At 37.3% G+C, this 22,526-nt stretch carries 17 protein-coding genes; 1 reads left to right on the top strand and 16 read right to left on the bottom strand.

Annotated features, from left to right (window positions below):
* Positions 1–16: 16 nt before the first annotated feature.
* The 11 genes from FG382_RS03825 to FG382_RS03775 all read right to left on the bottom strand — a co-directional run bounded on the left by FG382_RS03825 (position 17) and on the right by FG382_RS03775 (position 16,335).
* On the bottom strand, positions 17–2,617 hold the full coding sequence (locus FG382_RS03825) for a VWA domain-containing protein (RefSeq protein WP_142537572.1): 2,601 nt from the start codon (positions 2,615–2,617) through the stop codon (positions 17–19).
* Positions 2,601–4,358, bottom strand: coding sequence for a vWA domain-containing protein (locus FG382_RS03820; protein WP_142537571.1), 1,758 nt, complete (start codon positions 4,356–4,358; stop codon positions 2,601–2,603). The genes FG382_RS03825 and FG382_RS03820 overlap by 17 nt, the downstream gene beginning before the upstream one ends.
* Positions 4,359–4,369: 11 nt before the next feature.
* Positions 4,370–5,245, bottom strand: a complete 876-nt coding sequence (locus FG382_RS03815; RefSeq protein ID WP_142537570.1) for a DUF58 domain-containing protein — start codon at positions 5,243–5,245, stop codon at positions 4,370–4,372.
* On the bottom strand, positions 5,242–6,234 hold the full coding sequence (locus FG382_RS03810; RefSeq protein ID WP_142537569.1) for an AAA family ATPase: 993 nt from the start codon (positions 6,232–6,234) through the stop codon (positions 5,242–5,244). The genes FG382_RS03815 and FG382_RS03810 overlap by 4 nt, the downstream gene beginning before the upstream one ends.
* Before the next feature lie 12 nt (positions 6,235–6,246).
* Positions 6,247–7,671: a hypothetical protein gene (locus FG382_RS03805; RefSeq protein ID WP_142537568.1), complete on the bottom strand. Its 1,425-nt coding sequence runs from the start codon at positions 7,669–7,671 to the stop codon at positions 6,247–6,249.
* Positions 7,672–7,684: 13 nt separating this feature from the next.
* Positions 7,685–8,527, bottom strand: coding sequence for an ABC transporter permease (locus FG382_RS03800; protein ID WP_142537567.1), 843 nt, complete (start codon positions 8,525–8,527; stop codon positions 7,685–7,687).
* 2 nt (positions 8,528–8,529) lie between these two features.
* On the bottom strand, positions 8,530–9,459 hold the full coding sequence (locus tag FG382_RS03795) for an ABC transporter ATP-binding protein (protein WP_142537566.1): 930 nt from the start codon (positions 9,457–9,459) through the stop codon (positions 8,530–8,532).
* Positions 9,456–11,864 (bottom strand): DUF7408 domain-containing protein, encoded by a 2,409-nt coding sequence (locus tag FG382_RS03790; protein WP_142537565.1) that lies wholly within the window; start codon positions 11,862–11,864, stop codon positions 9,456–9,458. The genes FG382_RS03795 and FG382_RS03790 overlap by 4 nt, the downstream gene beginning before the upstream one ends.
* Positions 11,865–11,913: 49 nt before the next feature.
* Positions 11,914–12,789: a transcriptional regulator CcpC gene (locus tag FG382_RS03785; protein ID WP_142537564.1), complete on the bottom strand. Its 876-nt coding sequence runs from the start codon at positions 12,787–12,789 to the stop codon at positions 11,914–11,916.
* A gap of 66 nt (positions 12,790–12,855) precedes the next feature.
* On the bottom strand, positions 12,856–13,308 hold the full coding sequence (gene cbpB, locus FG382_RS03780) for a cyclic-di-AMP-binding protein CbpB (protein ID WP_142537563.1): 453 nt from the start codon (positions 13,306–13,308) through the stop codon (positions 12,856–12,858).
* 969 nt (positions 13,309–14,277) lie between these two features.
* Positions 14,278–16,335 (bottom strand): GGDEF domain-containing phosphodiesterase, encoded by a 2,058-nt coding sequence (locus FG382_RS03775; protein WP_142537562.1) that lies wholly within the window; start codon positions 16,333–16,335, stop codon positions 14,278–14,280.
* A 179-nt stretch (positions 16,336–16,514) separates the two neighbouring features.
* Here FG382_RS03775 and FG382_RS03770 point away from each other — a divergent pair, with 179 nt between their 5' ends.
* Positions 16,515–16,982, top strand: coding sequence for a YkyB family protein (locus FG382_RS03770; RefSeq protein ID WP_142537561.1), 468 nt, complete (start codon positions 16,515–16,517; stop codon positions 16,980–16,982).
* 225 nt (positions 16,983–17,207) lie between these two features.
* Here FG382_RS03770 and FG382_RS03765 read toward each other — a convergent pair whose 3' ends face one another.
* The 5 genes from FG382_RS03765 to FG382_RS03745 form a co-directional block, all read right to left on the bottom strand.
* Complete coding sequence (locus FG382_RS03765) at positions 17,208–18,113, bottom strand: chemotaxis protein (protein ID WP_142537560.1); 906 nt, start codon at positions 18,111–18,113, stop codon at positions 17,208–17,210.
* A 68-nt stretch (positions 18,114–18,181) separates the two neighbouring features.
* A complete protein-coding gene (locus tag FG382_RS03760) occupies positions 18,182–19,051 on the bottom strand; it encodes an NAD(P)-dependent oxidoreductase (RefSeq protein ID WP_142537559.1) in 870 nt (289 codons plus the stop codon).
* A gap of 141 nt (positions 19,052–19,192) precedes the next feature.
* Positions 19,193–20,428 carry a hypothetical protein gene (locus tag FG382_RS03755; protein WP_142537558.1) on the bottom strand — a complete coding sequence of 412 codons (1,236 nt, stop codon included), beginning with the start codon at positions 20,426–20,428 and terminating at the stop codon, positions 19,193–19,195.
* Positions 20,428–21,582 carry a DUF58 domain-containing protein gene (locus tag FG382_RS03750; RefSeq protein WP_142537557.1) on the bottom strand — a complete coding sequence of 385 codons (1,155 nt, stop codon included), beginning with the start codon at positions 21,580–21,582 and terminating at the stop codon, positions 20,428–20,430. Before FG382_RS03750 ends, FG382_RS03755 begins: the two co-directional genes overlap by 1 nt.
* Positions 21,579–22,517: an AAA family ATPase gene (locus FG382_RS03745; RefSeq protein WP_142537556.1), complete on the bottom strand. Its 939-nt coding sequence runs from the start codon at positions 22,515–22,517 to the stop codon at positions 21,579–21,581. The genes FG382_RS03750 and FG382_RS03745 overlap by 4 nt, the downstream gene beginning before the upstream one ends.
* Positions 22,518–22,526: the final 9 nt, after the last annotated feature.

Below are 22,526 nucleotides of genomic sequence, written 5' to 3'. Positions count from 1 at the left end.
TGCCCTCAACCATTTCCTACCTTTTCTTTTTCCCATTCACCAGCTTTTCTACATTACTTGTACTAGCAGTGGTCTCTACTGTTTTCTTTTTCTTGCCTTTCATATTAAATGGTGCGAGTAATTGTCTAAAACCAAATCTTCGAATTGTAATATCAACGAAAAACAATAGAATTGCAGCCAAGATAAGCATCTGCTGTATCGATTGTCGCTCTGAGCTTTTTAAATCGATTGTTCGGAATACTTCTGAAGCATCAGTAAGCATTTTGCCTCCCGCTCGATTCGCAATCATTTCTAGCTTATTGGTATTTGGCTTTTGTACTTTGTATTCTTCACTATATGGAATAGAAATGCCCGCTTGGTAAACAGCATCTTGCTCATTGGACACTCGGAAAAATACAAGACCTGGATCGCTCTCTACCGTTACACGTGATTTACCTGGTGCAAGTGGTTCTGATGTAACCGGGAGTTCTTCCCCTTTTTCATTTACCGCTGCTACTTCTAAAAAAGAGGATTTCCCAGAGGGATCCGTTACTGTATAACTACCGTCGCTTGCTTTTTGAATAGTAAATGGCACTTCGCTATAGGCTGGCAACAGACGGGATACTGCAGTGTTCCAAAAGTCTCCCCAATTATTCCATCTAGCAAAATCACCGCTCCATTCCCCTGTAGAATCGGAAGTGAACGCTATTGTTCTTCCTAATCCATACATCCACTCTACAAGCACTGGATCTTCTTTTTCACTTTCGGCAATAATGGATGCCGTTTGCTTTGGTGTTGTCGCAATATAGGCGTTCATTTGCGGCACTCCATCTGTAAACAAGCTCGTCCAAGCAGCATCGCCATAAATAATTGGATAGAATGGATTATCCTCAATATAGGTTCGGGAAATCATCGCCGTTTCTGTAGACATAATGGCCGGGATAGTTGATTCATCAGCAACATCGTAAAATGTTCCTCCGCCCATTTCGGCTAAACTTTCAAGTAGCGCTCGATCGGCATCTTGCCCAACCGCTACAGTTGAAACGGTGATCAAATCTTTGGAGCCTTCTTCGATTAATGTTTGGTAATCGCCACTTGCAGCAGATTGTCCATCTGTCAATAAAATGACGTGCTTACGTTGTAACTTCAAAGGAGCCAATTTTTCATAAGCCAGTGCTAAACTCGAGTAAATTTCCGTTCCACCGCCTACTCCAACGGATAAGATAGTGTCTAATGCTTCTTGTTTATCCGAAAGAGGTGCCGTTTCGATTATTTCCCAAGGACGATCGTCAAATGCGATAAATCCTAGATTATCCCCTTCTCTAAGCATTTCGACTGAACGAGCTGCTGCTTCTTTTGCATATTCGAATTTAGAACCACTCATACTGCCCGATCGGTCCATCACGATAACCAAACCGAGCGATGGCATTTGGTGTTTTCCTTTAATCTCCATCTCAACGGGTAATAATTTTTCAATAGGCGTTTTAAAGTATCCACCTAACCCAAAACTATTTGTTCCTCCAACCATCATAAAGCCGACTCCGAAGTTTTTTACCGCTTGTTCAATGACGGTCATTTTTTGTTCACCTACAGCATGCCCGGGTACATTATCGAAAATAATTGCATCGTACCGTAAATAATTCGATAGATCAAACGGCAGTGCACTTGCATCTATTACGTCGGTTTGAATTGCTGCTTGGTCAATGACGGTTGGAATATTAGAGTGATTTCCCACATGTGTGACAACCAATAGGTGAGGAGAACTTTCTACATTTGTTACACTTGTCAATTTATTGTTCTCGATTAATCCATCACCACTCACGACAACTTGAACTTCATATTTTAATAAACCTTCTCCACTAGAGGCATTTCGAAACGTAAAACTATTCGCTCCTTGTTCTAGTGTTATTTGTTCACGGGATAATAATTGATCGTTTTCGTAAAGCAGTAATTCTCCATTTGTATTAGTTGTCGCTTCTAACTGAACATTTAGCTGTTGCTGCTCCCCTTCAAATGCAATTGGAGGTGTTTCAAATGAGGTAATCGCAACATCCTCCGAAGAGACTCGTTCAAGTTGCACGACATCAATCGTCACGTTTCCCCCAGCAATTTTCAATAGCTCATCTTGTACGGAGCCACTTGTTTCCAAACCATCTGTGAAAAGGACTATTCTTGTCGCTTTCGATGTTTCTACGATTCCAGTTGCTAATTGCAATGCCCTTGCTATGTCTGTGTTACCTGGTGCTTTCATCGGTGTAAAAACAGGTAAATTTACTTCCCCTGCAGTTAAAGCCACCTCCGACTGGAAGTCTTCTGCAAATGTATACACACCTACGAGTTGTGTATTTTTTCGCGATGTTAAGCTTTGTTCGATAAACGAAGTCACCTGGTTGTCCGTTCCTTGCACAGAAGCAGAGCGATCGACTAAGAAAAGCACCTGCTCCTCTTTAATAGGCAATAAAAGATAAGGATTAGTTAACCCTAAAATTAAACAAAAAATAGCAAGAAGGCGAAGAAAAAAGACCACTCTTCCTTCTTTTCGAAAGCCCTTCTTCTCTTTTTTCCATGTCCAAACGAAATAAATAACAATAGGAATTAATAACAATAGCCAAAGTGGTTGGTCAACTCGTAAATCCACGTCGTCTTTGCACCTCCCACTCTATGACAAATAATAACAACAATAATAGTAAGATATATGGAACAAATGAATGTTGTGAATAATTTTCACTCATTTTTATTTGCTCACCGCTTACTTTGTAAGTTTCTCCTTTTTCTATTTCTTTTTCTTTTTGAGATAAAGCAACAGAAAAGTTTTTTTCGATATCATTGGAACGAAGTACGTATAATCCTGGTTTCTTCGGTGCCATAAAGGCCCCACCATTTTCAATGGAATATTGATAGGAGTCCTCCATCGTGTAAATTTCCCATTCATTCGCTGTACTTCCTAGTGATTGCGGTCTTCTTTCATTAGGTGTAAACGTACCTAAATACGTATTCCCCGCAGAAAGCTGTTCCTTTACGCTCCACATAAAGAGTGGGAAAGAAGGATGAAGCGGCCAATCGGTCATTTGGATATCTGCTAACACGACTATATCTCCTCTAGGAGAAACTTGTATAAACGGCTCGTCCCCCACCGTTGCAATCGTTGTATAGCCTTGAATTTCTGGATAAACACTACTCACATAAATATCGGATAAATTAGCGAAAGAAAAAAGCGCATGTTCACTTGTTTGTACTTTACCATTTACTTCTATCGCACTTACATCGTTTCTTCCGATAAATAATGCAGGCCGTTCTAGTTGATCTAATAGACCAAACTGGTTTGTTACAACAATTCCTTCTTCCGTAAGTAAACCTATTTGTTCAGTCGGTACGCTGCTCACTTCAATATCCATTGACTGAAATGCGGTTCTTATTAGCGCATGTAACCCACTATCGATAAACACTGTCGATAATTGGTCCTGCATAAATACTGTCATCGTATTGTCTAATGTATATCCATCATTTGCATCAATCGTTGCCTTTAAAAAAGCGGATTCTGCTAATTCATCAAATGATAAAGTAATTGTTTCATTTGGTGGAACGGTTACCTTTTCTTTCAAAAGGTCCTTTTGTTCATTTGATACTACAAGCGCTGTTGTTTGCTCATTTCTTGTTTGATTTTCTAATTGGATTAATGCAGAAACGCCCGAATTGGTTTTAGTTGCACCAAATCGTTTAATCGAAAGATTCGCTACTTCTGACGTTAATGCCTCCACTTGCCAAGTTACATTTTCATATTGCAAGGGAAGTTCCTGGCGATCTAGTACATCTGTAAAAACATAGACGGAGGTCGCTAAATTTTGAAAAAATGATTGGGCAATATCCAAGGATTTCGATATATTTTCGTCTTCATAACTGACTTCTAATTTATCAATCTCGCTTTTTATTTGATCGATATTTGTTTCCGCACGTACTATCACGGTCGGTTCATTGCCGGTTGTTATGATGGTGAGCGGCTTGCCAGATAAACTTTCTGCAAGCTGTAGCATTTGTTTTTTATGTGTGTCAAAAAGAGTTGTTTCGTTTGTATTTACTTCCATTGTTGCAGAAGTATCCACGATAAATACAATTTGTTCCCCCACTAGTGCCTTCGTTTTCCAAAAAGGTTGAAGTAAAGCAAAAACAAGTAAAATCATCGCGAGCATTTGTAAGTAAAATAAAGCATTCCGCTGTAAATGCTGCAAATAAGGAGAGGCTTTTGTTTCTCTCATGACCTCTTGCCAAAAAAGCGTGGAGGAGACTGGTTGCTTAGTATATTTTTTGCGGAAGAAATAATAAAGTAATACAGCAATCGGAAAAATAGCAGTCCATAAAAATAGCAGTTGATTAAAACCCAAGTAATCTCACCTCATTGCACCCAATTTGCACGTAATAGCTGTTGAAACAGTACATGCGAAATTCCATCATCTGCATTTACCTGAAGTAATCTTGCTCCGAATTTATTGCATAGTAATTCTAGTCCATGTTGATGTAACTTTCTTTTTTCTTCGTACGATTCAAGTACTGGCGAAGAAATAGAAACATTTAACTGATTGGAAGTTTCTACATCTACTACTTGTACATCCCCAGTATAGACTGGGGCTAATTCGTCATTTGTTACTACCTGCAAAATACGAATATCTCCTGCAAACTTTGGCAGTTTTCGAAGCGTTTTTTCCCAAGATTCCAAACTCTCCAAGCAGTCTGATATAACGAATAAAACCGTACTATCCTTCGGTAAAAAAGGAACTGCATTTTCAACAAATGAGGTAGTCATAATAGGTTCTTTTAAATCAGATATGGTTTTCGTAAAGGCTTTCCGATAAGTAGCACCTTTTCGTCTAAACGGCGGCTTTAAGTCATCACTTACAGCTGAAAAAGACAAGCGATCATCCCGTTGTAAAACGAGTATCCCAAGAGATACCGCTAGCTGTTTTGCAAATGTCCATTTCAAAGGATCACTCATGGACCTCGTACAATCAAGCAAAATATGTACGCGCATTTCCTGTTCATCTAAAAACCGTTTGATAAAATACTTATCCGTTCGTGCATAGACATTCCAATCTATTTGGCGGACATCGTCTCCTGGGCTATACTCTCTAAAATCGGAAAAATCGAGAGATGCCCCGAAGCGCTGTGAACGGTGTGAGCCTTTATGCTGTCCACGCAATTTGGATTTAGTAGAGATCGATAATCTACTTAGTTTCCCTGCCCAATCCTTTGGCACTAAATGCTCAGTACTCATACGTTTTGTCCTTGTTTAATCGTTTGCATCACGACATCTATTAGCTCATCTGCTGTTTTTCCTTCTGCTTCTCCTTCGTAATTAAGTAATAAACGATGTCTAAGCACTGGTTTTGCAACAGATTTAATATCTGCAATCGATACATGATAACGTCCAGCAACTAACGCGCGCGCTTTCGCTAGTTTAATAAGACTTTGCAGACCACGAGGTCCACTTCCGTACTGGACATATTGAGTAATTTCCGGAATAACAGCAGCTTCTGGATGCGTAGCCGCTACTAGGTCAACTGCATATTCCAGCATATCATCTGCTATTAGCACTTCTTTTACCATTTGCTGTGCATGCACGATTTCTGTCGCATTCATAATTTTATTCAACTGAATGGACTCCCCACCTGTCGTTCGCTTAGTAATCTCCATCAGCTCTTCCTTAGATGGATAGGAAACAAGAATTTTACATAAGAAACGGTCCATTTGCGCTTCTGGTAATGGATATGTCCCTTCCATTTCAATTGGGTTTTGCGTAGCAAGCACAAAAAAAGGTTTATCCATTTGCTTCGTTTCTCCAAGAACTGTTACCGTTTTTTCTCCCATTGCTTCTAAAAGCGCACTTTGTGTTTTCGGTGTTGCTCGGTTTATTTCGTCAGCTAAAACCATTTGACTAAAAATAGGTCCTTTTTGGAATGTAAATTGCTGTTTACCGTTTTCCAATCTTTCAATCATACTCGTTCCCGTTATATCGGATGGCATTAAGTCGGGGGTGAATTGAATTCGCGAAAACGATAAATCAAGTACTTCTGAAATTGTCCGAATAAGCATGGTCTTTCCTAGCCCTGGTAGTCCTTCTAGTAGAGCATGACCATCAGCTAGGACACAGTAGATGGAAAATTCTACAGCTTCTTTTTGACCTACGATAAAGTGACCTATTTCTGCTCGAACTTCCTCTAAACGTTTACTTATATTTGTGTAATCCTCTGTTGTAAAAGTCATTATTATCCTCCATTATTCACTATTTTCAACGGTTGAAAAATAATCCTGAACGATTCGCTGTAAATCCGATGGCAGCTGCAAGCGCTCAGAGCTTTTTATATAGGAATCTGCATAGTCACTTACAACTTCTTCATATGGCTTCGCTGAACCACGTGTCACTGGTACCTCACCAGGTTGCTCATTAGCGGCTTCTCCCTCACCTAGCTGTCCTCCATCTACAGAAGTTTCACCAGTTCCTCCGATTCTTGTTGGAATGGAAAGAAGATCCCTTCCACCAGAACCCTTACCTGCTCCTTGACCTTGACCTTGGCCTTGGCCTTGGCCCTGTCCTTGTCCCTGGCCTTGACCTTGGCCCTGTCCTTGACCTTGCCCCTGTCCTTGACCCTGTCCCTGTCCTTGCCCCTGTCCTTGACCTTGCCCCTGTCCTTGACCTTGGCCTTGGCCTTGACTCTGGCCTTGACTCTGATTTTGGCTTTGACTCTGGCCTTGGCCCTGATTTTGACCCTGGCTTTGGCTAGACTGATTAGGATTTTTTTGCGTATTAGTGTTGGAACTACTCTGTGCTATTTGATTAGAAGTAAAAGGAAACGATTTTCCCATCTTGCTTAAAGCCGTTTGAGAGGTGGCTGCACTTTTGGATAAAGCGCTCACTGTATCTTCTAGAGAAGCAAGTTCTTTTTGTTCCTCTGCCGATAGAGATGATTCAGTAGAGTCACCTTGCTCCGCAAGCTCCTTCTTCTTTTCTAATTTTTGTTCTTTTAAAGCTAATTCTTTTTGCTTTTTCACCATTTCACGTAATGCTTCTTCTGCCGTTTCTACTTCCTTAAGCTTGTCTTTTAATTCCTTCAATTCTTTTTTTACTGGCTTTGCTAGATTTTTTTTCTCTAGTTTATCTACTTCTTTTTTCATTTCCTTCACAATTTGCTCTTCTTTTTCAATATCCTTTGCTTCCAGCTGTGTTGCTGCTGGAAATGCATATAGTACAAGTGCTGCAACAAAAGCAAGGACAAATCCAATAATCCATTTAGGTTGAATATAGCGCTTCTCTCGCTGCTTAAATTGTACAAATGCTTCTTCACTATTCTTCTCCGCTTTCTCAAGTAATGCTTTGATGAGTGGAGATTTCTCGTGCAAGAAAGAAACCGCTGTTAATAACAAATTATCCGGAAAAAAAGCATCCAGTTTTCGTGTCGCAAATTCCTTAGAAGGTCTTTTCCAGAATGCATACAGAAAAACGGCAATAAAGACGATGCTACCAACAAGCACAGCAATTCGAATATAATGTGGAAATACAAATAACCTGGAGACGAGTAGAATAGCCGCAACAGAAGCAAATCCATAAAACAATGCCGCTTGTAGCATTCTAATATAATGCTCCCATGCAAGACGACTTTTAGCCTTTCCGATATAACGAATTAACTTATATGGGCTACTCATCTTAACTTCCTCCTCATCTCGTTCGTTTCATATTTACACGTAATTTTTTCACAGCAATAAAGATCGAGAAAACTGTTATACAAATATAGAAAATCGTATATCCTATCCAAATCGGCAGATCCACTTTCGTTGATTCTGTTATAAAGCTATCCGATCCAGGCGAAATTAATGTAAGCATTAAAACAACTGGATTAATACTTGCAAAAAAATGAGCAATAGGTGATGAAGCTAATGTTCCTGCAGCCATGCTATTCATACCAGTTATAACTAGGTAAATAAAGCCTGTAACTGCAGTGAAGAAAATCATCGTTCCATAGGTCGCGATCATCGCTACAATTGTTTTACGAATAATGGTGGAGTACATGATTCCTATCCCACCGATCGCAAGCATCGTTAAAAAGAAAAACAAGAAAATAATCCCTAGTTGCCCTGGAGATACCCCTCCAAAAAGGAAAACTAAACTATAAATAGGTAAGCCCGCTACAACCAACAACAAAAGAAATGCAATGGACGAAGTTAGCTTTCCGAAAATAATTTGAAAAGAAGTTTGAGAAGTTGTTAGCAAAATATTTAATGTTTGCTTCTCTCGCTCTGAGCTAATGGCACCTGCAGTTAAGCCTGGTGTGATAAAAAGAATGAGGCCAAGCTGAATATAGGAGAGCATCGCAAACATGAAGAAACTTTCTTCCGGTCGGAAATAACCAGTACCAGTAAACGATGTAGTCAGCATGATAAAGCCGAATACAAATATACACATTGCAATTAAGTAAAAGAGAATACCTGTAAAACTTTTTAACGATCGAAAGCGTAGTTTTATTTCCTTTACTAAAACGGGATTTGCAAGTAATTGCTTCATCCTTATTTCACCCCTTTCGTAATTTCCATGAACACATCTTCTAAGTCTGTCTCTGTTTCTGAAAAAGAAATAATTTTTAAGGAATGGTCTAGTGCCTTTCTTAACAAATTAATTTGATCCTCTTCTGAACCTCTATAATGAAATGTAATGGAATTTTTATCTACCTCTAATTCTACTTTAGAGACAAAAGGGTCCTCCTCAAAAAACTGAACCGCGTTTTCTAATAATCCTTTTAGCTTCACCGTTATTTGCTTTTCTCCCGCAAGCTGTGCTTGAATATCTGCAACAGATCCATGAGCGATTAGTCTTCCACCATCGATAACGCCAATTTCATCACACATTTCCGCTAGCTCAGGTAATATATGAGAGGAAATTAGAATTGTTTTACCCATTCCTTTTAATTGTCTTAGAATATCTCTCATTTCAACGCGAGCTCTTGGATCTAATCCCGAAGCCGGTTCATCTAGGATTAACACCTTCGGATCATGAATAAGTGAACGAGCCAAACATAGGCGTTGCTTCATCCCTCGAGATAGCAGATCGACATAGTCATAGCGTTTATGGCTTAGATTCACAAGCTCTAGTAATTGAGGTATTAAGACTTCTCTTTCTTTTTCTGAAATACCGTAGCTCGCTCCATAAAAATCTAAATACTCATTTGCTTTTAATTGGTCATAAACACCGAAAAAGTCAGGCATATAACCAATTTGCTTTCGCACTTCATGTGCATCGTTTTTCACGCTTTTTCCATTAACAAAAGCATCACCAGAAGTAGGTTGAAGAAGTGTCGCCAATATCGAAAAAGTAGTGGATTTTCCGGCTCCGTTCGCTCCTACAAATCCAAAGACAGTACCTTCTTCTAAAGTAAGGTTTAAGTCATTCAATGCATAAAAAGAGCCATACTTTTTCGTTAATCCTTTTATTTCAATCATTGAGTAACATCTCCTTTCAAACGTACTTCTGGAAGTCTCGAATATGAATCACCTTGAACCGATTTTTTTTGCAACTTATAATATATTTCGCCTTTATCATTGATATAATTTTGGATGTTTTCGGTATTGGTGAATCTGCTTTCCGTTATTGCTTCAAAGCTCTCTGTTTCAATATTCCATATTTCAATTGTTTGTGAATTGCGATCTGTATTGGCAATTTGTAATTGTGTCCAATTTACTTGATCTAATGGGATAGTATCAGGGATTTTCCAATACACATTATACTCTCCATCATCTAAATACCATTCCAAACTGTTGTTCATTACTGGTTCCATATGTTTCCCGTATTCATCCGTATTGACATTAACAGTGAACATATTCGCAGGTAATACAAATTCTCCCGCAAAGACTGTTTCTGCTGTAAACGGTTGTATGAGTAAATGAAGCGCTGACATCTCTACTTTTTTATCCTGTAACGTAATAGGCACAATATTATCCTCTGCAAAACCAGTAATTACAGGGCTTTTTCCATATTGGTCTCCCATTAAGCTTGCTGAATACATCGATTGTTTTCGTTGTTCTATTAAATCAATGGATGTACCTGAGTTGATGCCATAATTTTGGTTGATATATGGATTTGAAATCGGCATTAACATAACTGAGCTTAATTTTTTATCTACTTCCAGTTTTTCACCAGGTTCAAGATCACCTAGCGGGATTAATTTACTTCCAGACCATACAGATACTTCTTTTACGACAAAAGGAAAGTTATTTTGAACTGTTCCGGTAAGTTCACTTGCCTCCACTCGAAGGTCTATATCAAAATTTCCTACTTCCGGTATTTGGGTTTCTCCGAACAAGGAGGAAACAGACCAATAACCTACATCTCTAAATGTTAGCTCACTATTTGATGCATGTTTTTCCATAATTGCATTTTCATATACATTTGGCGACTGTCCTGTAAATGTATTAAAATTCCGCTTGGCAACCATTGTAGTAGTAGTCGGAGCTTCAAATGTGAAATCACCACTTTTGTTGCTTAAAATGGACTCAGCATAATATCCTTGCAAGCTTTTATCTTCATTTACATGCAAAAAGGAAGATTGTTGTACTTGTGGACGAGCAATACGGTCTCTTGCCCCATAACCGAAAATAGCAGCAGAGGCAATGATTGCTGTGAGTGGTATAATTCCCCAAGCATACTCTCTCTTGTCTTTTCTTTTCAGTATGATATAGAGCAGAGGCACAATAATTATCATATAAACGACTACGATTCCAATCATCAATGGAGTAGAAACTTTAAACGAACTAAATAAGGAATTCGTTTCTCCCAATTCATAAACCAGTTGGTCTTTACTATTATTGTAACCGTACATATTTGGTGTATTTTGTACATTAACAGACTGTAAAATAGTGGACATTAAATCACTATAAACTGGGTCTTTCGCTAATGGATCATCACCAAGAGAAAAAGCCGTTTGGATAATCGCCCCACTGCCTATTTGTTTCTTGGCAGCTAGGATGGTACCATCTACTTTAAATAAAGGAGTGGCACCTTCGTTTAAATTGGCATTATGCACATTTAAATCACTCGATAATGTATTGTTTGCAGTAAATGCGCGCATCTTCTCTGGTGTTAAGCTTTGAGTTGTTGTTTCTAACGATAACGGCAAGTATTCTCCTAGCTTGCCAACTTCGGCTATTAGATTATCAGAAGCGCCTATTACAATATTTCCTCCAGTATGGACATAATCAATAAGTGCTTGTTGCTGCGTATCAGCTAAATCTGCTAATACAAATTCATCTAAAATAATATAGTCAGCCATTTCCCATGCTACCGCCTCAGTCGGTAAAGAAAAATTACTTAGCTGGGCAACATGGATCACTTCATCATTTATTTGGTTTGGTTGTTTAATCTGATTCAAAGCCTTTAGTCGATCTGCACTATTGGTCAGTGTGAGATAAAAAATAGTGGTAGGGTCATAAAAGTTTGTTCGTAAATTTTTGGTTCCCTTGAAATCGATTGATTTTCCTTTTTCCCATCCACCTTCAAAAAAGTGAATCAACTGAACGTTTGACCCTTGGTACATATAGTCTTCTCCCAAGCCACTGACCGCAACTTGAACCGTTTTCGTTTCTCCTGCTCCGATTTCAAATGGTATTGCGAGTGCATTTCCTAGGTTGTACGATTCCACTGTATCCAACACGAGATCTCCAGAAAATGCATCTCCTTTATTTTCAACAGTTAAGCTAATCGGCAAACCTTCCCCATATTTTGCTTTTCCATTAAATCCAGTCGTCACCTTTACATTCAAGTTAGGCGCTGCAAGGACACTTACTGTTGGCAACAATGTAAAATAGATAAATAGTGCTGAAATAAATAGCGTTAACTTCCGAATATGCATCATTTTTCCCCCTTTACTTCTTAGTACGCTATTAAAGAGGGAAAGTTCCTTATTGAAATATTTGTGCATGTTTTTTTACAATACTTACGAAAGCTTCCACTTGGGGTAATTCAAAAGCTGCATCGTAGCCAATAAGCCAAGTATCTCTAGTTAACTCAAATTGCTCTTCGTTATTCGTTAACGGAATTTTATGAACATCTTCCTGACCAGTCAAAGTAATGGAAGGCAAAATGGCATAACCAATTCCATTTAAGGCCATTTGCTTACATGTCTCAATTTGATCAACAATTATTTGTCTTTTTGGATTGCTAGAGAAATGTTTTTGCCACCATTGCTGAATTTCCTGATAATAGTTTGAATCACTTTTAAATTGAATAAATGGCTTATCTGTTGTTAGCACATCATCTATAGAAGTCATTTCTTTATCCACTAAATAAAGTGTGTCTCGAAAAAGATGTATTTTATTTCCTTTCCAGTCTGTTTGCCCACGCACAATACCAATTTGTGCCTCTCCATCATATATGGCTTTTACAATTTCTGAGCTCCAGCCAGTTAAAAGAGATACCTTTGCTTCTGGATATGTTTGAACAAAATCCTTCAGTACTTTTGGCAGCCAATTTTGCCCGACTATAGATGCACATGCGATTTTTAGCGTTCCATGCACTTTAGAAGTTAACGATTGAATTGTTTCATATAGCGCTTCTTTTTGTTGAATCATATTAGACGCAAATTCAATAACCAATTCGCCTTCTGGCGTAGCAGTCAATCCTTTTTGAGAGCGTAAAAAAAGCTTGGTATTCCACTCTTTTTCAATCGTTTGAAGGCGCTGTGAAAGCGCTGGTTGGGACAAAAATAATCGCTCTGCTGCTTTTCGCATATTTTGTTCTTCTGCCAATGTTTTAATAACTAGAAAATCGGAAGTCATTTTTTATCCTCCTTACATGAAAAAGAAGGCCCTTTATCATAAGAGGCCTTCAATACTTTTACATAATTATACTTGAGTTTCTTGTGTTTGGTATAAATACTTTTTCATTTGTTTTAAGATAACTCTTCTAGTTAAGATCCCTAAAAAAGTTCGCTCGTCATCTATTACGCATATATAAGGATTATTCACTAACAAATCTAATCCTTTTTGAAATTTTTCTTTAATGTGAATAACCGCTACATCTGTTTTCATGATATCGTCCACTTTTAGTTCCGGTAATCGTTCATATTCAATATGTTCAAGTCCTAAAATTTCATCGGTGATTTGTTGTGAGCTTATTAATCCATGTAGTCTGTATTTCACATCTAGAACTGGAATAGAAGAATACCCAGTTTTAGTTAATACTAATAATGCATGTTCTGCGTTATTACCTAGTTGTACATGTGCTACTTTTTCTGCTGAAATAATATATTCCTCTATTGGAATTTGTAAAAAATCTTTACTGTTTGCGACTATCATAGCATTCTACTCCTTTGTCTGTTTTCGTTTTAAGAAAACATACCCTATGAAACTATGATAGCATATGAATGGCTAAAAAAACCATGAAATCGCTTACATTTAATTTTTATTTTTTGTGTGAAATGATTAGACATTTCATATTTGGCTACTTTATTTAATGGACTAAAAAACATAAGGTTTAACACTGTGTATTTCCATTAGTGTACAGCTGGGAACAAAATTAATGGAACATGCTGACTCTGATAATGGTAACTAGGTTAAATCACTATATTCGCAGTCTAGGAAAACTGTGCGGTAGTGAGTTGAATGAAGTGTTCGCTGGGATTTCCGCTACAGGGTGGACGCTTTCCGCGGGCACGGCTTCCATCTCCTCGGAGCTCTCGCTCCTGCGGGGCTTTCAGCTCGTACTGTTCCCGTCGGAGTCGCCACCCTTTCGCTACAATCCAATAGTGTTTGCTATTTACTCCATAATGAGACACTAAATTTAGCACGATGTTGCATTTTCTATGGGTGAAAACCCTTGATAAGTTGTATAAGATATACTATTTAGCGATTGTGATCAATTATTAGGAGCTACCATTGCTTGAAAGGCTAATAGCAACCTTTCCTATAATTAATACTGTACATAAAATGATTCTAAATAAGTGACTGCTTGACAGTGGTAAATAAATTAAATAGCTTTTTTGCATTGAATTATGGATTAGTCAGCAAGTTCTATTGATTGAAGCGCAAGGCGGCGACACCTGCGGGATCAGCGGGACAGGTGAGACCCCGCAGGAGCGTGCGACGAGGAGGCTCACCTCCCGCCCCGCGGTAAGCGTCCGCCTGGAGCGGAAATCAATTGCCTTTGCCGTATCTCTTTACCGCGCAGTTTCCCTATATTGCGATTAACTAAAATATTAACTATTTGTCGTTTAGAAAAAGCTAAGCTTCCTAGAATACAAAAAAACCGTAAATTTAAAGTACAATTTACGGTTGGGTAGATGTCATATAGGATTGGTTAATGTCTTCTATCGGTACTGGGCGACTAAAAAAGTAACCCTGTGCTTTTTGGCAATTGGCTGATTTTAAAATTTCGACCTGTTGGTCTTTCTCTACGCCCTCTGCAATTACCTCCATCCCTAAACTATGGGCAAGTTGGATAATTGTCGTTGCGATAGCCGCATTTTTTTCATCCAGTTCCATATCCTTTATAAATGACTGATCAATTTTAATAATATCGATAGGATACTTTTTTAAATAGCTAAGGGAAGAATAGCCTGTTCCAAAGTCGTCTATCGAAATAACGACTCCAATATCCTTTAGTTCTTTTAGCATTGCAAAAGTATCTTGCATATCAGTCATTGCACTTTCTGTAATTTCTACCTCTAATGAATCTGGTGTAATACTATGGTTATCTATTTTTTCACGAATTTTAATCGCAAAATTTTCTTGTTTAAATTGTTTAGGTGAAATATTAACAGCAATGCGTACTGGGCGATAACCTTTTTGTTGCCAGTATTCTAATTGCTTACATACTTCATCTAAAACCCAGTCACCAATTTGCATAATTATTCCTGACTCTTCGGCTAGTGGGATAAAATGCATGGGTGACACATATCCAAACTTTCGATTATTCCAGCGCAACAATGCTTCAAAAGAGTTGATCTCTCCCGTAGCTAAATTTACTTGTGGCTGATAATGTATAGACAACTCTTCTTTTTCAATAGCTCTTCTTAAATGAGACTCCATTAAAGCTTCATTTGGAAACGATAAATTCATCTGTTCCTGAAAATAACGGAAATGTGCCCTTCCTCTATCTTTTGCCACAAATAAGGCTTGATCTGCTTTAATAAGCAATTCATCTAAATTCTTTCCATCAATTGGATACATGGAAATACCGATAGAAGCTGTCACAAAATATTCTTGATGATCTAGATAAATGGGTTTGGACAATTCACTCAATAGGTTTTCAGCAAAACTACTCGTCTCTTCACGGGTTTTGTCTTTCAAAATAAAAACAAACTCATCGCCACTTTGTCGATATAAATTCGATGATTTATTGATAAAAAGACTTAATCTATCTGCTATTTTCTTTAATAAATCATCGCCATGATTATAACCAAGTGATTCATTTATCAATTTAAATCGATCTAAGTCAATTCGCATGATAGCTATTTGAGTTTTTCTATCGATGGCGTCGATTAAATTATCACGTAGATGCTCTTTCAACGCGCGTCGATTCCATAAACCAGTTAAGTGATCGTGATATGCCAAATAATATAATTGATCCTTATCATTTGCACTTACTGTCAGATCTCTTAGAACGAGATGAAATTCTTTTACATTCTCTTGATCGTGAATAGGTATTGCTTTTAAGTACACAAATACATAATGACCGTTCACATGCTTAAAAGAACATTTTTGCAATTCAGTGGGATAGCCACTCAATGTTTGCTTAATCATAAGCTGAAAATTGCCAAGTGAATTACTTTCGATAAATTGTTCAATCGGTTGATGGAGAAGTTTATCTAAGTCATATCCTAACACTTTACGTGTAACGGCATTTGCATATTGAATCATACCTTTTTCATCTACTAATAAAACGGAATCGGTATTATGATTTAATAGGGATAAATATTTTTCCTTTATAGCTAGTAATGCTTGATGTTCAACTATATCCCTTTTATTATCGTGCATAGTTAATCCGTAAAATAATGTTGTTTTATTTTGTAGGGAAAAAATAGAAATACCTACTGAATATAATTGTTTTTGCAATGAAAGGTTCAAACTAGTATGTAGAGTCTGTTTTTCAGCTTCCAAACTTTTTAATAGTACATGTAATTGATTCCACACTTCTGCTGAAAAAAATTGTTGTGGTTCGCTACTTGTATTTTCAAAAAAGCTTGCAGCAGCGTGATTAAAATAGATTACAGATAATTTTTTTTCGCTTTCTCTTTCCAATAAAATAAAAGGTAGTGGATTTTCATCCAATAGATCACCTATATAATGATTCATCATAAGTTTTGGTTTTACTGAGTTGTCCATGGAATCCTCCAATTTGAATCATAACTAACTAGAATGAAACAGTACTTCACCTTATATTATCGACATTATTGTGCATATCTTTAGTCCAGCACCAAATATTGCTTTTTTAATTTGTGTATACAATTTAATTGGAAATTGGTATGATATACTAAATATTAAATATACTGAGGGAGGATCTTATGACAACCAGCACAGAAGATGAACGAATAGCGACAGCAATTTATACAGTCAATCGCCATGCCAAAACTGCCATTGATAAAAAGCCATTATACCTGTTGAAAAAACTAGCTATTGATAAAATGTTGGAAGAAGACAGAGCACAAAAGATGGGTCTACATTTTGTTCGAAATCCAAGGAATAGCCAACAGCAATCCTCCGTATTAATTCAATGTGCAGACTACTACTTTCATATGATCCCAACAAAAGAGGACTTTAAACAATTACCGCATCTTGGTCATCTAGATGATACTTATAGAAACCCTATACGGAAAATGAATTTAAAAATGGCAAAACAAGTACTTACTGATTACATTGGACCTCAATCTACGTTGAAGAATCCCTCTAATCAACCTACACTATGCACGCAATCATATGCAAGACCAACCAATCGAAGAAAACAAACAATGAAATCATATTTAGATTCTTAATGTTCTATGTCTCAAAAGAACGCAATCACATTTAAAACAACACACTAGAGTATACGGAATACCTTAGATCGAAAGAATTCTACAACATTCCCGTAACTTTTAATGCGAAAGAGATGCGACAACCTCGCAGTCCTTTCGCGTTTTTTGCGTAACCCGATAGAATTCGTCCAGTTGACCATAAAAAAGACGCTTCCTGGGATCGAACAGGAGGCATCTTTTTTAGATTTATAAAATATATTGATCTATCTTTAACACTAATTCTGCAATTTCAGGTTTACTAATTTGATCTTCTGCCCCTACTTGATCACCTTTATGACGAAGGTCATCGGTTATGAGGCTCGAGAAAATGAGCACTGGAAGTTTCGCTAAATTGTTATTTTCTTTTATTTTGCGAGTTAATGCATGTCCATCCATTTGGGGCATTTCAATATCTGTCACTACTATTTGTACTTGTTCAGAGATATTAGAAGAATCTTTTTCTAAGCTTTCTAGGTAGGCTAATGCGTCTTTTCCATTTTCAAAAAAGTCTAGGTTAACATAGCCCGCTGCATGCAATGTGTCATGCAATAGCTTACGAAGTAATGGTGAATCCTCTGCAATGACGATTTTTTTATGGGAGCGCTCTCGTTCTCCAAGCTTTTTAACCGATTCAATATTTATCCCTGATTCTGGACTTATATCTACGATTATTCGCTCATAATCTAGTAATAGAACCATTTCATCCTCGCGTTTAATAACTCCTATGACATGAGAAGTGCCACCTTGATAAATATCACTTGGCTTCTCAATTTGCTCCCACGAGATTCGGTGAATTTGCGTTACATTATCTACATGGAATACTACTCGTTGCTTGTTAAATTCAGTTACTATATATTTTTCTTGGTCTTTTTTGTTTACTTCTGGGAGGCCAAGCACCCTAGCCATACTTACTACAGGTAGCACTTCCCCCCGCAATTGTACGATCCCTTCCACATGCGGATGTGCATGCGGGATAAATGTAACCGGAATTGGTTGTATTATTTCTTTTACTTTAATAACATTGATACCAAATTTGCTAGTGCCAACTTGAAATTCTACTATTTCTAGCTCATTCGTTCCGCTTTCTAGCAAGATTCCTTTATGATCGTTCATATGATTCGTCCTCTCTATTAACACTACTATAGATCGATTGTATCACAAAGTGGTTAATAGTTCCTATTTCATTCGTAAGATTTTATAAGTGCTTGTGTCCCATTTTCTTCATAGCCTTTTGCAACTAGTTCGTCATACATGGATTTGGCCAGCTGTAGACCTGGAAGCTCTAAATTCATTGTTTCTGCTTCATCAAGCGCTATTTTCATATCTTTTACAAAATGTTTAATATAAAAGCCTGGTTCAAAATTGCCCGCTATCATGCGAGGCGCCAAATTACTTAAAGACCAAGAACCAGCTGCACCAGTTGAAATAGAAAGTAACACTTGTTCTAAATCGAGTCCAGCTTTTTGACCGTAAGCTAATGCTTCACAAACCCCTATCATTCCAGTTGCAATCGTTATTTGGTTACACATTTTCGTATGCTGACCCGATCCTGCGGCACCTTGATATAAAATCGTTTCTCCGAAAAGGTTTAGTATAGGCAAAACTTTCTCAAAAGTTTCTTTTTCTCCACCACACATAATCGATAATTTTCCTAATTGCGCTCCAATATCTCCTCCGGAAACTGGTGCATCAAGAGCATGCATTCCTTTTTCTTTTGCAGCCACATCTATTTTTTGAGCGAGAGTTGGAGTAGATGTCGTCAAATCGATGATCACTAAATCTCTATTGTCCGCAGCAAAAATGCCTTCTTCTCCAAAATATATCTCTTCTACGTCATGCGGATAACCTACCATTGTAAATACTAATTGTGTATTACTTGCTACGTCGCTTGCACGCTCTACCCAAGTAGCTCCAAGAGAAATAAGTTCATTTGCTTTTTCCTTTGTTCTCGTATAAATAACTACTTCATGGCCAGCATTTAATAAATGCTTAACCAAGCTTTTCCCCATAACACCTGTACCGATAAATCCAGTTTTTAATTTTTCTCCCATGTCATTACCCCCAAATCATATTTTCATACCTCTAGTGTACCAAAAAAAGAGGACCATCCAAATACTTTTGGATGATCCTTTAAAAAGGGGGAAATGAGAATGTTGCTGTGTTCTTTATTACTATGCCCGTTTCTCCATTTATTAAACATCTTTTTTTAAAAATTTTTCTTTTTTTATCGATTCTAAGTTTTCAACGAACAAATTTGCTTTTTCTGAGCTTATTGTCTTACCGCCATATCTTATTTCTTCGTACGTTTGAAAAAATGTGGAATCTACTGTCCATTGCTGACGTTCAAACCATTCTCTAACGGTTTCGCTTTTATCTCTAATATAATCATATCCATGTGCTTCTAATTCAAACTGTATATATTTCTCTCGTAAAAAAGAAGTTTCTACTTGATATAAGGAGCTTGGATGCGTTATTTGTTTATCTTCTGCATCATCTATTTGTTTATTTTCATATTGTATATTTTGTAACTCTGCATTTAAACGCATTGGTTTATTTTTTAATAAATATCGAACAACAAAGAGAATTGCAACAATAGCTAATCCAATAAAAATCCATTCAAACGGAAAGTTTATAAGCGGTTCTTTCGTTATTAACTCCTTTTGTTCTATTTCCGCTAGCTCCTCTACCGGTATCCTTATGCTCTCTTCTTCCTCTTGTATTGGTAATCCTTTTATAAAACCCTCTAAATAGCCTATTAAAGGAGCAAAAGGAATGAGTGCCACTCGGATGACCTTCTCAAATAACTGATCGACTACTTTTCGAAAGAATGGCACTAAAAAATATACTAAAGCGGATAAACTGAAAACGCCAAACATACTAAGCAAGTAAATGCTTGCTAGTTTCGTTTTTGTGATGGTATTTTCTGAATTTGCATACAGAGAGACAGCGAATAATCGAACACCGCCAAAAAGGGTTATTCCAATGAGAAACACTGCGTAGAGAAGAAATTGATATCCCTCATGGCCTAAAAGAAAACTGACAAAATGGACACCTAAAAACGTAAAAAAATAATAAAGAGTAAATGGACTATCCATTGCTTGTTCCTCTTGCCGCTCATTAAATCTTACTTGCAAGCGCCATGTGGAAAAAACAACACTCCCTAGAAATAGCCAAATCGGAGAGCTAAATAAAATCAGAGGTAAAAGAATTAAAAAAGGAATAACAAAAGGAGAAATCCTATTTGGGCCGGTTTTTCCGAAAATGAACAAACTAACTATTGTGATAATTAATTGCAAACAAATCCATATAAGAGGTAAATCTACCGTCGTTTCCTTTCGTATCAATACAAACAGTAAGGCTACAAACCATATATCTCGCAAATAGTTTCCAAACGATTGAGCTTGGATCTTTAAGGGTGAATTATGCATTATAAAACTCCCTCCGAAAGTATACCAGTTTCATATAAAACGTTTGTACGCTTTTCTATGCGACTTAGTAGGGGTAAATAGTTTTCTACTTGATGAGTCATAATATATACTGTTACAGGTAGCTCTACATTTGTATCTATATAGGCAAGAACCTTTTCAAAAGGAATTAAACTATCTGCCCGAGACAAAATAGAAAGAAGTTCTAATGCTTGCTTCCGATGTATTTCTCCACTACCTAAAGGTAAATAAACTAAAGGAAATTTTCCATATGTTCTTACATTAATCGCAAAAGAATAAGGAATATCATTTTTATAGCATTCCTCTAAACGAGAAGCCAGCCACTCGATTTTTTCTTCAAAATCTACCACTACCCCATGCTTTTTCTTCACATTTACAATGAATAAGATAGAGACATTCGCTACTTTCGTAAATACTTTAGTTTGGAGCTGTTGCGTTTTAGCGCTAGCCTTCCAGTGTATATGATGGAATTGGTCTCCTGGTGCGTACTCTCTTGTACCTATCGGAAAAAAGGGGTCTTCATATAAGGATGAATTCCATTCCAAAAAACCTTCTTTTAGGTTAGATGGAATTAGCTTTTCATTTACTTTATGAATTTGCGGATATACAATTGCATCCGTTAAGATCATCGGCTTAAATTCGAGCGAAACGGATCCATCTGTAAATGGATGCGGAATTTGTATTTCTAATTGTTTGATCCTAGCAATACCTCTATGAACTCCTTCAATTGGAATTTTAATAGTAACCTGCTTCTTAAATCCAACAGAAAACGGCAATTTTATTTCGTGAAAACCAGCTGTAGTTCTATGCGCAATTCCATTCGGAGCTATACTAGTTTGAAAAGATATTAAAAGAGTTGCATTCCAAATAGGTAGCCCTTTGTTTTGGAAAGTAAATACTAAATTAGATGTGGAATGCTTCAGTAAACGCACTCTCTTTTTTTTATTGACTAGTTCTAGCTTTTCTCCGACATGTCGGTAATAATACAAGTTTATATAATCTATAATTAGTAAAAAAGAAAAAATAGAAAAAAGTATATATTGCTTAAACAAGAAACTAGCTAATAAAGCAACAGTTAAAAGTTGGACATAGTTTTTTGTATTATTCGTTCCAAAATCTCTACGAATCCAGTTCATCGACTATTTGCCTCAACAGGTGCTTCAATTGTGTTTAAAAGTTCTTTCATCACTTCTGCAATGTCGTGAATTAACATTCCTTCAGTGGATAGTTTCATTCGGTGTAGACATACAGGTTCTACTACTCTCTTAACGTCGTCCGGAATAACGAACATCCGCCCTTTCATAAAAGCACTTGCTTTAGCTGCTTGAAGAAGTGCCAGTGATGCTCGGCTGCTTAGACCAAGTTCTATGTATGGATGGTTTCTAGTGCTATGTACAATTTGAATAATATAAGTCAAAATGTCATCATGCACAGCTACCTCTTTCACTTGTTCCGACCATTTTCCAATTTGTTCTAGCGTAACGACCTTTTGCAAGTGAACTTTTCCAGGTGATCGTCCAAATTGCTGTAAAATCATTTTTTCCTCGGCAATTGTTGGATAACCAATCGATAACTTAAATAAAAAACGGTCTAATTGAGCAGCAGGTAGTGGAAATGTTCCTTGCTGAGATTCTACCGGGTTTTGAGTAGCTATGACCATAAACGGGGATGGCAGTTTAATCGTCTCGCCATCAATCGATACTTGTTTTTCTTCCATCGCTTCTAGTAGGCTAGACTGCGTCCTCGGAGTTGCACGATTAATTTCGTCAGCAAGCAGTATATTACTCATAATCGGTCCTACTCGAAGGATAAACGTTTGTTGCTGCGGATGAAAAAAACTAATGCCAGTTACATCTGAAGGCAATACATCCGGTGTAAATTGTAATCGTTTAAACTCCCCTTGTATTGCCTCCGCAAAAGCTTTTGCCATCATTGTTTTTCCTGAACCTGGTACACTTTCTAAAAGAACATGCCCCTCGAGTAATAACCCCATCAGCATGAAGTCAATTTCCTTTTCTCTACCAACAATCGCTTTATTCAATTCTTCTTGTAATAGCTTTATACTTTGCATCCACATTTC

Source organism: Psychrobacillus lasiicapitis (genome assembly GCF_006861795.1).
GTDB classification, from domain to species: Bacteria; Bacillota; Bacilli; order Bacillales_A; family Planococcaceae; genus Psychrobacillus; species Psychrobacillus lasiicapitis.
The sequence above is the reverse complement of the archived record's forward strand: the minus strand, read 5'-3'. Positions and strand labels throughout refer to the sequence as shown.

Coding starts and splice junctions, on each gene's coding strand:
- FG382_RS03815 (WP_142537570.1), bottom strand. CDS start 5,245: ATGAGTACTGAGCATTTAGTGCCAAAGGATTGGGCAGGGAAACTAAGT.
- FG382_RS03810 (WP_142537569.1), bottom strand. CDS start 6,234: ATGACTTTTACAACAGAGGATTACACAAATATAAGTAAACGTTTAGAG.
- FG382_RS03805 (WP_142537568.1), bottom strand. CDS start 7,671: ATGAGTAGCCCATATAAGTTAATTCGTTATATCGGAAAGGCTAAAAGT.
- FG382_RS03800 (WP_142537567.1), bottom strand. CDS start 8,527: ATGAAGCAATTACTTGCAAATCCCGTTTTAGTAAAGGAAATAAAACTA.
- FG382_RS03795 (WP_142537566.1), bottom strand. CDS start 9,459: ATGATTGAAATAAAAGGATTAACGAAAAAGTATGGCTCTTTTTATGCA.
- FG382_RS03790 (WP_142537565.1), bottom strand. CDS start 11,864: ATGCATATTCGGAAGTTAACGCTATTTATTTCAGCACTATTTATCTAT.
- FG382_RS03785 (WP_142537564.1), bottom strand. CDS start 12,789: ATGACTTCCGATTTTCTAGTTATTAAAACATTGGCAGAAGAACAAAAT.
- cbpB (WP_142537563.1), bottom strand. CDS start 13,308: ATGATAGTCGCAAACAGTAAAGATTTTTTACAAATTCCAATAGAGGAA.
- FG382_RS03775 (WP_142537562.1), bottom strand. CDS start 16,335: ATGGACAACTCAGTAAAACCAAAACTTATGATGAATCATTATATAGGT.
- FG382_RS03770 (WP_142537561.1), top strand. CDS start 16,515: ATGACAACCAGCACAGAAGATGAACGAATAGCGACAGCAATTTATACA.
- FG382_RS03765 (WP_142537560.1), bottom strand. CDS start 18,113: ATGAACGATCATAAAGGAATCTTGCTAGAAAGCGGAACGAATGAGCTA.
- FG382_RS03760 (WP_142537559.1), bottom strand. CDS start 19,051: ATGGGAGAAAAATTAAAAACTGGATTTATCGGTACAGGTGTTATGGGG.
- FG382_RS03755 (WP_142537558.1), bottom strand. CDS start 20,428: ATGCATAATTCACCCTTAAAGATCCAAGCTCAATCGTTTGGAAACTAT.
- FG382_RS03750 (WP_142537557.1), bottom strand. CDS start 21,582: ATGAACTGGATTCGTAGAGATTTTGGAACGAATAATACAAAAAACTAT.
- FG382_RS03745 (WP_142537556.1), bottom strand. CDS start 22,517: ATGCAAAGTATAAAGCTATTACAAGAAGAATTGAATAAAGCGATTGTT.